Annotated in this window: 8 protein-coding genes and 1 tRNA gene; 7 read left to right on the top strand and 2 right to left on the bottom strand. The window is 61.8% G+C overall.

Features of this window, described 5'->3' with window-relative positions; genetic code table 11:
* The first annotated feature begins 1,653 nt into the window (after window positions 1-1,653).
* The 7 genes from AB4Z48_RS26545 (at window position 1,654) to AB4Z48_RS26515 (ending at window position 9,411) form a co-directional block, all read left to right on the top strand.
* Window positions 1,654-4,044, top strand: a complete 2,391-nt coding sequence (locus tag AB4Z48_RS26545; RefSeq protein WP_441619477.1) for a VapE domain-containing protein — start codon at window positions 1,654-1,656, stop codon at window positions 4,042-4,044.
* A gap of 245 nt (window positions 4,045-4,289) precedes the next feature.
* Complete coding sequence (locus AB4Z48_RS26540; protein WP_441619476.1) at window positions 4,290-4,706, top strand: hypothetical protein; 417 nt, start codon at window positions 4,290-4,292, stop codon at window positions 4,704-4,706.
* Window positions 4,693-5,151, top strand: coding sequence for a hypothetical protein (locus AB4Z48_RS26535; protein ID WP_441619474.1), 459 nt, complete (start codon window positions 4,693-4,695; stop codon window positions 5,149-5,151). Before AB4Z48_RS26540 ends, AB4Z48_RS26535 begins: the two co-directional genes overlap by 14 nt.
* Window positions 5,136-5,486 carry a hypothetical protein gene (locus AB4Z48_RS26530; RefSeq protein ID WP_441619472.1) on the top strand — a complete coding sequence of 117 codons (351 nt, stop codon included), beginning with the start codon at window positions 5,136-5,138 and terminating at the stop codon, window positions 5,484-5,486. Before AB4Z48_RS26535 ends, AB4Z48_RS26530 begins: the two co-directional genes overlap by 16 nt.
* Window positions 5,487-5,503: 17 nt before the next feature.
* Window positions 5,504-7,342 carry a phage tail tip lysozyme gene (locus tag AB4Z48_RS26525; RefSeq protein WP_441619470.1) on the top strand — a complete coding sequence of 613 codons (1,839 nt, stop codon included), beginning with the start codon at window positions 5,504-5,506 and terminating at the stop codon, window positions 7,340-7,342.
* Window positions 7,343-7,355: 13 nt separating this feature from the next.
* Complete coding sequence (locus AB4Z48_RS26520) at window positions 7,356-8,189, top strand: hypothetical protein (RefSeq protein WP_441619468.1); 834 nt, start codon at window positions 7,356-7,358, stop codon at window positions 8,187-8,189.
* 292 nt (window positions 8,190-8,481) lie between these two features.
* Complete coding sequence (locus AB4Z48_RS26515) at window positions 8,482-9,411, top strand: OB-fold protein (protein ID WP_441619466.1); 930 nt, start codon at window positions 8,482-8,484, stop codon at window positions 9,409-9,411.
* A gap of 141 nt (window positions 9,412-9,552) precedes the next feature.
* Here the strand turns inward: AB4Z48_RS26515 and AB4Z48_RS26510 are convergent.
* Both AB4Z48_RS26510 and AB4Z48_RS26505 read right to left on the bottom strand, forming a co-directional pair.
* Window positions 9,553-9,643: transfer RNA gene (locus AB4Z48_RS26510), tRNA-Ser, on the bottom strand.
* A gap of 59 nt (window positions 9,644-9,702) precedes the next feature.
* Entirely contained in the window at window positions 9,703-11,754 is a 2,052-nt protein-coding gene (locus AB4Z48_RS26505; protein ID WP_441619464.1) for a VC_2705 family sodium/solute symporter, read from the bottom strand.
* Between the last annotated feature and the right edge of the window lie 77 nt (window positions 11,755-11,831).

Genomic DNA, 11,831 nt, shown 5'->3' with positions numbered 1-11,831 from the left:
TGTCGCGCCAGGCCGACAGCGCCGCCCGCGCCGCCGCGCAGGCCCGCGCGTGTGCGGACGAGGCGGCGCGGGCCGCCCGCGCCGCCGCGCTTACCCCCGCGCTTACTTATGCCTCATACGCCGCCGAGGCAGCCATCGCAGCGGCGCGTAGCGCCGTCCTAGCGGCCCGCATAGCCCCACTCACCCCGCGCGAGCGCGAGAGCGCTCTGAGCCGCATATGGGCGTGGGGGGGCGGCCTTCTTGGCGGCGCCTGACGGCGCCCCCGCCGCGTAGCAGACCGCCGTCTTGGTTGCGTCCTTCCCTGCGCCGTCTTTTCCGCGCTGGCAAGCCCCATGGACTTATCGCATCTTGGCGAGCAAGTAGAGAACAAGCAGAGAGCAAGTAGAGAGCAACGCCCGGTTCACCGCTTGCTGCCCAACATAAAACATTGACATTCGGGTTTGCGCACCCTAAATGCGGTATGTACCCGGCGCTCCGCTACGCGCCGTCCACGTCCGCATCCTGCGCCGTCTTCGGAACTTTGACTCACATAACCTTTACATTCAATTATCTTTTTAGAGAGCAAGGCCTTGCTCTCTACTTGCTCTCTACTTGCTCTCTAACAAGTTTTCGTTACCAAAACGTTACGTTTCGCCTGTTTTGTCAGCCTAAATTTACATAAACCTTAGTAATCCGTAAAGAAGAAATAAAAATTAGAGAGTTAGAGAGCAAAAGTAAAAAAATCATAGACTCTATACAAAAAAAACACAGATAAGTAGGCTTTTACTAGCTATGCATTACACCCCTATTTAGGGACCGTTTTTAGATATGGGACCCTCTAAAGGAAATTTGGCTCTCTATCTCTCTATCTCTCTAATTCTCTAACTCTCCCCGCTCTCTCCCGTTCTCTCCCCCACAGAAAGCATTGACATTCGACATTCGTTGAGCGGCGGCCACGTGTCCTTATGCGTCTAAAACGCGGTTTCTATTCTGAGTTATTACGAATATGTCTAAATAGAACGGGCACACACAGTGCGTTTCGGGCCGTCCGTGGGCTATCCGTAAGCAAAGCCTAGGCGCAAGGTAACGAAGATTTAAACGAAATTGCGCGATGTTCAGGCGCGTTAGCTGCCCTGCGTTTGACAGGGGCTGACGTGGGAATATAGGCTGCAACTATTCCAATGGATAGATGATAGCAAATGGCCGAGCAAACAGAGCTGCTAGATGTGTTCGCCGTGGCCGAACGCATTGGCGTCCACGTCATTACGGTGCGGGAATGGACAGCGAGGGGAGATTTGCCGCGCCCGGCGAAGATCCAATGGCGAAAGCCGCATCTCTGGACGGCGCAGCAGATAGCGCCATGGGTAGAGCTTTACGCGCAGATACGGGAGTGTGAGGCGAGGCGCCTAGCTCTCCTGGCGGCGACCCGGAAAGCGAATGGTCTGAGCTAAACGGTCTGAGCAAAAAAAAAGCCGCTGTTAGCAGCAGCGGCCAGATTAACCAGGGGCTTTTGCCCCTTCATATCCACGGTGGAGTATGACGTCCAGCACTGCAAATGTAAAGAGAAAGTCAGGGAGTATCACGTTTTCGGTAATCGCGTCCTCGTCGTGTGACCTCGCCAAACGCTTTGCTCTGAACGAACAAGGCGAGATTGAAAGCACGGCGATTGCGCACATGACCGAAGGGACGGCGCGCATCGAGAGCATCGGGGATGTGTCGGAACTCGCCGCCGTCCTAGCCCGGATGGAGTCGAATCAGGCCATTACCTGCGGCGTGCCCCTCGTTGGCGATACGCCGCTCACCACGCGGGCCGGCGCCGACTTCCGCCCCGATGCTGTAGCGCGCACGAACGAAGCGTTCCAGTACCCCTACGGCGCCGCCCTGTTCCCTATCGACGTGGATGTCGACGGAGACACGTTCCAATCGGTCGATGCGGTCCTCGACGCGCTGGAGGCATGCTCCCCCTGGCTGCGGCACGTTTCGCGCGTGGCAAGGCCATCCTCGTCGTCCTATGTCGGTTCTCGGGGTTTGCGCGGCGTGCATGTCTATCTAGTCGTCTCGCGCGGCACGGATATCCCTGCGCTCGCCAAGCGCATGCAGATCGAGCAGTGGGCGGCCGGCTGCGGTTCGATCAAGATCAGCAAGTCCGGAGCGCTGCTTACGCGGCAGTTGGCCGATGCGCTGGTGTATCAGCCGTCCCGCCTGATGTTCGAAGCCGAACCCGTGTTGCAGGGCGGCATCACGCGGACCGTGCCGCACGATCAGGCATTCGTTGAGCGCCCGCCGCAGATCATTGGCGCGCCAGCGCGCTATCGCACGCCCGAGGGTTGGCTCGATGTGCAGGCCATGACACCGCAGCGTGAGATCGAGGCGCGCCGCTTCGAGACCGCCGTACGCACTGCCAAGAATGCGCGCCGCCGGGAAGCCAAGCGCGTCGCCATCGACTACCAGCGCGCGAACGCCATCGCCCAAGGGCTTGACCCGAAGGAAGGCGAGCGCTACGGACTGCTAGCTACGCGCGCACTCGGTGACAAGGCGCTTCCGCTGTCCTGGCAACTTGCCATAAAGGGCGGCGAGCGCGTGAAGGTGGCCGACGTGCTCGCTAACCTCGCCGCGTATATCGGCCAGCAGTGCGCCGATCCCTTCGACACCTGGCGCCCCGACCTGGACGCCAAGCACTTTACTAAGGCCGAGGTCGTTCGTATGGGCGACAAACCCGGCGTTTGGTCACACAAGCTGCAAGAGTTCTTTGCCTTCACCGACGATGACGCAGCGGATATCGCCTCGCCGCTCGATCAAGCCGCGGAGAAACTGTGCGGGCTGGTCGATTACCCGGAGCCGGCCGGACGGAAGGCGGCGCCCTTCGTCAACGTCAAGCACGGTATCGCGCTGCTGCTGCGCGAGTTGGACACCCTGCCGCGCCTGAACGCCTGCACGGGACGGATTGAGCGGGATGACACTCCGGCGTCTGGGCGGCTGTGCGATGCGCTTTCGCGCATCGGCTGCGCCAACGTGACGCCCGGCACGGTAGAGAGCGCGCTTGAGGCGCTGGCCGAGGAGAACCGCTACGACCCGTGGAAAGACACCGTACTGGCCCTGCCGCAGTGGGACAAGGTAGCGCGGCTCGATTCGTTCTTTCCCGACCTGTGCGGGGCGTTGCCAAGCGATGCACTCACGCTGACCGGACAGCTCCTATTCGCGGGCATCGTCGCGCGCCAGTTGAGCCCAGGCGCGCAATGCCCTGTCGTGCCGGTGCTGATCGGTACGCAGGGCACGGGCAAGTCCCGTTTCGTGCACGAGTTGGCGAACGCGCTCGTCGTGCCACCCCCCTCGTCCCTCGCCTTCACGGAGCCGCGCACAATGAGCATGGCAGCCGCCGTCTCGCCCATCGCAGAAATTGGCGAAATGTCCGGCATGGGCCGAAGAGACGTGGAAGACATCAAGCAATGGATTACGGAATGCGAGGACGTGTTTCGGGCGCCGTATGCCCGCCAGGCCGAGGCGCACCCGCGCCGCTTCGTGCTGGTAGGCACCGCGAACAAGCACGAGCTAAACCGCGATGAAACCGGCAACCGGCGCTTCATGCCCATTCAAGTAGACCGGCCTATCGATCCCGCTTGGACCGTCGAAGCGCCGCAGCTATTTGCCGAGGCAAAGGAGCGCTTTTGCGACGGCGGAAGCGGATACAGGAGCCTAGTGGATGCCACGCAGCGGGCCGTACGGGCGTTCACTGATGACCAAATGCGTAATGGCGTAGGTACGCCACAGACGACGGTATCCGAACTGGCGCCGGAGATTGTGCGTCGGCTCGCCTTGCAGCGCTCTGACCGGCGTGTCTTCGTCCGCGATCTTCTGACCCAGCTAGCCAGCAATCCGGCGGGAAAGGGCGTGGGTCCTCGCCAGTTGAGCGCATGGATGCGTACAAACGGCTGGGAAGCCGGCACGAGCTGCGGCGTGACGTACTACCGCGTTCCTGACGCTTACCTAACGGCGGACGCGGGGGGCGAAGCTGCCGCGCCGTTTGATGCGGACGGCAACCGCCCTGCGCTCGCCCTCGTCCAGTAGCAGCTAGCCACACCCCGCGCGTTATTCACAAGCGCGCCATCCGGTTTAAATGCAACGGCCCGCTAACGCGCGGCCTTTCGCTTTATAGCGTAAATGTCATTGGCATTTAAATCCCAGTTCGGCGCCCCGCAATTTAAATTGTAACAAGCGTGCCTTTCTCATTAATAGGTAAAAGCTTTTTCCATTCACACGGCGCAGAAGCGTATAGACTGGAGCTATCAAAATCACGACGAGGATAGCCTCAGATGCAACCCCTGTCTTCTCCCGGCGAGCGCAGTAGCGATCCGCAAACCCTGCGGCGCGCACTGGCCGGATATTTCAATTGGGCTGTAGAGCGCGCCGCTGACGGCGCGACGGTTTTTAGCGCATATCGGCAAATGCCCGCGAAGAACACCGTGCGCCTTCGAATTGCCCGCGTGCGCTACGACTCGACGGCGCGCCAGTGGATGGCGCTTGTAGGCACGCAATATCTTGAGTCCCAATGCAAATGGCACCCGATGGTCGCGCCGCAGGATTTGCTAGAGGCGCAGACATTTGCACGGCTCGCCGTCGAACACTCCCGACTGGCGATGATCTATGCCCGCCAGGAGCAAGCCAAACGCAGTGAATTTTTAGCCGGTGTTTCTTCTTTCTTGGAGCAATTGGACCATGACGCTGTATGAGCAAGTCGCGCTAGAGAAAATCGCGCGGATTCCGCGCTGGGACATTGAGATACACGTAGACGCCGCGCAGCGGGTACGGCGCGCCGTCATCACCGCGTGGAGTCGCTCACGCCGCGCGGGGTTTGATGACGGCGAGTTTCACGAACTGATGTGGGTGGACCCCGATAGCGATCCGAATGCCTTTGAATGGCAATGGGCCTGGCCCCTCCGGCCCGCCCGCGCGCTGTCGGCGCAAACCCCCCTCGTCAGTCTCGCTTTCGCGCGGCGGGCACTGTCGCACGTCGAGTCCCGCGCCGACAGCAACCGATCCGACCGATACGCGCAAGCAATCGCGCACCTAGCCACTCGCTGGGGTAGCCCGCTGCGAAGCGTTAAGCCAGTTGCCCCGACCCAGCAAACCCCTTTCGCCAACACTACGGAGCGACAGAAATGCAACGCACAGTGAGTACCCCAGAGCAGATGGCAGCCCGCGCCGCCGCTATGGTGCCCTACGAGAATTCCACGACCGGGAAACTCTGCCAGTTGTACATGGAGTGGTGGTGGGTGTCCGCATTCGAGGTAGATGATGCGGCGCAGGGTGTGGACGCCTACGAACTTTCCCGGATGGCCCCTATCGCTCGCGACATGCTGCTGGCCATCATCCCGCCCGATGTGATTTTGGAACTGTGGGCGGCTCACGAGGGCTTTATCAAAGACAGGATGCCGCCGACTTGGAGCATCTTTAACGCGGCGATCAGTGGGGTACGTATCGCGCCCCGCTACCAGGCAAACCCGAACTAACAACGAGTGCCCTAATCATGGCTGCTAATATCGTAGACGAGCTCATAGTGGTGCTCCGGATGGACGCGGAGGCTTACAAGAAAGCCGACGCGGAAGTGGATCGACTTGTCACGAAGACCGAGCGCAAGGCGAAGAAAACGGACGCCGAGGCGGCTAGGCGCGAGAAAGACCGGGCTAAGCGGCTGAGGGATTCCACCGCTGCGGCAAGGGCGTTTAGCGGCGCCATGGGCACGCTGGCAAGCATACTCGGCGCCGTGGTGACTGCCGGCGTCGGGGGCGTGCTCGCGCTGACGGCGATGGAGACCAACTTGCGCAGGACGGCGGTTGCTACGGGAATGTCGAACCGAGAACTCGATGCGTGGTCCGCGACGGCCCGGCGCCTGGGCGCGGACGCCGAGGCAGGCAAGCAGGCCATTGCGGATTTGGCCAGGGAGTCGAAGCAGTTCAACATCACCGGGAGTGCCCCGACGCTTCAGGCGTTCGCCCGAATGGGCGTGCGTGTCGGGCCTGACATGGCGCCCGTGGACGTGCTGGCGAACGCGCAGAAAGTCTACCGCCAATCCGCGCCGGCACAGCAGCAACAGATTGAAGCTGGCCTATCCGCGCAGGGCGTGTCGAATGACATTATCGTCATGCTCAAAAGTGAGAAGGACGTACGCGAGGAATATACGCGCTCACTTAGCGCGGCTGCGTCCGAGAACAAGAGTGCGATGGCTGCCGTGTCTGACGCTATGGCGTCCGTGCGGAGTGCAGTAACCAATGTGGCAAACACGCTCGCGACTGTTGTCGAGCCCTACGTAAAATCTTTCGGGGAATGGACGAACAAGGCAAGTAGCTCGCTCTCGGCCTTCAACGATCGCGTCATAGCGGCGGGCGGCGGCATTGACGGATTCATGCGGGTGCTGGACCAAGAGTCACCCGAACTCTCGACCGTGCTGCGCGCCCTGGGTGACGGTCTGCGCGTCCTAGGCGAAGCTGTGGACCTTGCCGCCTATGGCGTCCAGCTCATGGCGAAGGGGTTTGATTTTCTCGTTGGGTGGATCTACTCCAAGCTCCCGGCGGGGCTGCAGGCCGGACTCAAGGAGGCAGGTGGGGCCATCGGCCAGGCCGTGGGCGTGGTGGGCGACGCTGTCCAGTGGGCGTGGAAGGAAGCAGTCCCCGAAGCGCGAAGGCAGGGCGCAAACCCCGTAGGCGGCATGCTGGGCGATCACGGCGGCGCAGCTAGGCTCACGCCTAGCGCGGCGGCGCGGATTGCGGCCGGCGAGCTAGGCGGCGGTGGCGCGCGGGCCGCTGGCGGCCTCACGAACATGCAGGATGTGATGGGCTATCTCGTCACCCGCCACGGATTCAACGTGGCGCAGGCGGCTGCTATTGCGTCCAACATTCAAGGCGAGAGCGGTTTCAACCCCGCCGCCAGCGGCAAGGTTGAAACGCGCTACGGGCGCGCCAAAGGCCTCGTCCAGTTGTTGCACCCCGACCGCATGGCCCCGTTCGTAGCGGCCCACGGGGTGACACCGGATAAGACCTCGTGGCAAACACAGCTCGATTGGATCGCCCAAAATCCCGCGGAGCGCGCCCTTCTGAATAAGGCGCTGTCCGGCGCCAATGGCGCCGCCGATCTGGGTGGACGCGTGTCGCGCATCTACGAAGCGCACGGTAATAAGGCCGAGGACGCACGCCGTGCCACGCAAGCACAGCAATACGCCAATAGCTACAACGGCAACGCCGGAGCCAGTGGCGGCCCATCCATCAACATCAACGGGGACGTGACCGTGCAGGCGAATAATCCGCAAGAACTTGCCGGGAGCCTCGCGCGCGTCAGTAACATTCAGAATTACACATCGGCGGTTCGCTAAGGGGGGAAACAAAATGAAAAGAAACCGGAAACACCTGTTTGCCGAGGGCATGCCCTTCAGGCTCACTAAGCGGCCCACGGCGGCCTCACCACGCCCGCAGCGCACGTATCCGCCCACACGGCTCGGCAGGGTCGCTAGCGTCGCGCTTGCGGCTGTGCTGACGCCAGAGACGTGGTTCGTCGTCGCTTTAGCCCTATCGGCGAGTATGGCGCATGCGAGAGAGCCAACTGCTACTGACAAAGCGTTCTGCGATCGGTATGCCCTGATCATGCAGCAGGCGCTGACTGTCGACCGCAGCGGCGACCCGGCAGCGATCGCCCGATTTCGCCAGACTGTGATCCGTGACCCCCAGGCGTATCTGATCATGCCCGGTCTCGGCGTGTCGCTCACCACCCCGCCGTGGATCACTGACGTCACGGAGCAGTCGCGCGAGCATTGCCTCGACGAGGTGAGGCTCAACATGAGGGGTTACTTGCCCAATGACCCCGATCGTCCTTCGCCGGGAAACACGGCCGACAATCATGTAAAGACTATTGCGGTCTTGCCGTCTGAGCGCGAGGCAGCGGCCACCACTCCCGCCGCGCCGCCTGTGGGCGACGAGTTCGAGGGTAGTTTTAAGAGTCAAATGGGCAGCGATATCCCCGTGTCATTCAAGCGGCATGCAGCAGTATGCTTCGGCGGCACACTAGTGACTGTACCTAGGCGCGGCACGACACCATTGCAAACTTGCGGTGTGCGCGAACAGCCGCGCGCATATGTCGTGCGCTTTCCGCGAGACAGTTTTGGCGAGGTGAGCGTGCCGTTCTCGACGATGCGCCCGTCGAAGGTCGACCAGGCGCCAAAGTAGTAATCGCGAGCGCCTGGCACTGCAGCGAAGAGAACAGAGGACCGCTCTGGCAAGAACAGGTTGGCAAAACATACTTTCGCTTGGCGCTGTAATATCTCGTTCCAGAAAGTTAAACGAAATGTATTCGGGGAAAACAATGGCGCTAGTTACGTGCGACGAGTGCGGTGCAGAGGTCAGTAGCAAGGCCGCGGCCTGCCCGAAATGCGGTAATCCAATCAACCCGACAGCCTCACCAGCGCCATTGGCGCGGCCGAGCGAAGCAACGAGCCTATCAGCGACGAAACCACGGCGGTTGTTCGCGCGCAGGCTTCTGAGCATTGTGACATTGATCTGCGTTACGATTTTTGCCCTTGTCGTGTTGAAGGGGAGGCATCCGGGGACGTCTCAACCTGAAAACGCAGTTGCTTCCGGTTCAGCCCCCGCGTCGCCGGATGGGGTTGCTTCTCAAGCCGCAGAAACCACCCAGCACACACAAGAGCAGCCGACCAATCTCGCGCCCCCCGTCATCGAAATATCAGCTGCGCAGCTGTACCAGGAATACAAGGCCAACGAAGTGCTGGCGGACACAAAGTACAAAGGCAATTGGCTGTATGTGAGCGGTGTCGTTGCTGAAATCGGGAAGGACTTTACCGATGCGCCTTACTTGCGCCTACTTGCCGGACAGTTCCAATTTGACAACGTTCGGGCAATGCTCGGGAAATCCGCCACCTCAGTGTTAGCGCAATTACATAAAGGCAATCGGGTTTCCGTCATGTGCTTGGGGAGGGGAATGTTGGTCGGCTCCCCTGTCCTTGATTGCACCAGAGATAACGTGCCCCCGCGCCCGCAACACTCCGAACGTTCGCCAGATCAACCGTCAGAGTCGCCGTCTGCCGCAACTCCCGCGAATGGTTCGAGTATGCCCCCGCAGAACGACACTGCGGCAGCAGTCGCACCGGTTATGCAAACCACCAGTTTCGATTGTTTGCGGGCACGTTCAGAAGCCGAGCATCTTATCTGCACAGACGCCGAACTTGCTCGGGAAGATGTTGAATTGGCTGGCTTATTCCGAAAGGCGAAGACGGCGGCCACAAATCCAAGTGCGTTCAAAGAACGCACGCGCCAAGCTTGGAACGATCGCGAGCGCAACTGTCATGACAAAGATTGCCTCGTGCGCTGGTACGTTGCTCAGAAGGCGGTTCTCAGTCGTATTGCGGAAACCGGTGAAGTTTCTGCGAACTAGGTTCAACCCGCCACCCCTCCACGCAAGCCGGTGCTGTAGTGACGAAGGCGCATCATTCCGCGCGCTGCTGGGCCGACTGCTGGGCCATAAAACAAGAAAGCCGTTGAATCCCTTTAGATTCAACGGCTTAACTCTAAAATCTGGCGGAGAGAAGGGGATTCGAACCCCTGATAGGCTATTAACCTATACACGCTTTCCAGGCGTGCGACTTCAACCACTCATCCATCTCTCCGGGAAGTCGGCGATTATAGCAGACTTGTCCAGCAAATCCAGTGTTTCGTGATGCGACCGCTAGCCGCGTCGCAAGTAGGTCACGAGCCGGTCGATCACTGGCGCGTTGCGTGGCGTCAGCAGGCTGACGATGATCGCCACCGCGAACCCTGCGGGAACGCCGAAGGCACCCGAGGCGATCGGGTCGACCCCGAACCAGCGGTTGCCGAAGATGCCGGTCATGCGCGTGAAGAACGGATAGTTGACGAAGATGTAGTAGACCGCCACGCTCAGCCCCGCGACCATGCCGGCGACGGCGCCGGCGGCGGTGGTACGGCGCCAGAAGATGGCCAGCACCAGGACCGGGAAGAAGCTGGAGGCAGCCAGCGAAAACGCCGCGCCGACCAGGAAGAGGATATTGCCCGGACGCAGCGACGTGACGTAGGAGGCAAACAGCGCTACGCCGAGCAGGACGATCTTGGCGGTGGTGACGCGCCGCTGGTGGCTCGCGCCGCGGTCGACCATGTGATAGAAGACGTCGTGCGACAGCGCGTTGGCAATGGTGAGCAGCAGGCCGTCGGCGGTGGACAGCGCGGCCGCCAGCGCGCCGGCCGCGACCAGCCCGGAGATCACGTAGGGCAAGCCGGCGATCTCGGGGGCCGCAAGCACGATCATGTCGGGCTGGATCAGGATCTCGGCCCATTGCACGATGCCGTCGCCGTTGACGTCACTGATGCCGAACACGGGCGGATCGACCTTGCGCCACTGCACTACCCACTGGGGCAGTTCGGCGTAGGGCGTGCCGACCAGGTGCTGGAAGAATTCGTACTTCACAAGTGCGGCCAGCGTGGGCGCCGAGACGTAGAGCAATGCGATGCAGAACACGGCCCAGGCTACCGAGTTGCGCGTTTCCTTGACCGACGGCGTGGTGTAGAGCCGCGTGAGGATGTGTGGCAGGCTGGCGGTGCCGAGCATCAGGCAGAACACCAGCAGCACGAAGTTCAGGCGCTTGGTCTTGCGCTCCGCTTCCGAGGCGGAGGGATAGGGCTCGGTGGAAGGCGTGGAAGGCTGGCTGCGCGCGAGCGCTTCTTCGCGCTGCTGGCTCCATTGCCGCTGGGCCGCCGCCGCGTCGCGCGGAAACTCCACCCGCTCGCGCTCGACGGCCTTGATCTCGCGCAGCGGCGCATTGCGCAAGCGCAGATCCTGCATGCGCGCGGACAGCGCATCGCGCTCCTCGGCGAATGACCGCGGCAGCCTGGCAATGCGTTCCTGCAGCCGGATCGCCTGCTGGCGGTAGAACTCACGCACGGCCCGCTCGGCAGGATCGCGTTCGAGGCTGCGCTCGCGCGCATCGAGCTGCGACAACAGCGTGCCGTAGCTGAGCTGCGGCAGCGCATCGTGATGATGTTTCCACGCGATCATCGATACCGTGACCAGGAAGGCCACGATCAGCATGATGTACTGCGCCACCTGGGTCCACGTCACCGCGCGCATGCCGCCGAGGAAGGAGCAGACCAGGATGCCGGCCAGGCCGAAGAACACGCCGACGGCGAACTCCACGCCGATAAAGCGCGTGACGATCAGCCCTACCCCCTGGATCTGCGCCACCAGGTAGACGAAGGAGCAGAGCGACGCGGCCAGCACGGCGATGGCGCGCACCGGCATGTTGCCGCCTGGCTTGCCGTTGCCATAGCGCGCCGCGAGGAAATCCGGGATGGTGTAGCCGCCGTACTTGCGCAGATACGGCGCGAGCAGGAAGGCCACCAGGCAATAGCCGCCGGTCCAGCCCATCACATAGGCCAGCCCGTCGTAGCCCGACGCGAACAGGATGCCGGCCAGGCCGATGAACGACGCGGCGCTCATCCAGTCGGCGGCGATCGCCATGCCGTTGAACATGGCGGGTACCCGGCGGCCGGCTACATAGTATTCATTGAGGTCCGAGGTGCGGCAGATCAGCCCGATGCATGCATAGATGGCGATCGTGACGAAGAGAAAGACGTAGCCGAGCCAGAGCGCATCGCCACTGGAGCGCTCCAGCAGGCCCATCATGCCGATGAAGGCAAACAGGCCGATGGTGAACAAGGCGTAGTACAGCAGCAGCCGACGGCGAAAACGCGACTGTTCGTCGGGCATGGGGAGCGTGGTTGGACCTGCGCTGCCGAAGCAGAAAAGACCCGCCGGCACGCACGGGGCGTGCCGGCGGGCCGGCG

This window comes from Cupriavidus sp. 2TAF22 (genome assembly GCF_052115045.1).
Taxonomy (GTDB): domain Bacteria; phylum Pseudomonadota; class Gammaproteobacteria; order Burkholderiales; family Burkholderiaceae; genus Cupriavidus.
This window is presented reverse-complemented; position numbering and strand designations above follow the sequence as displayed.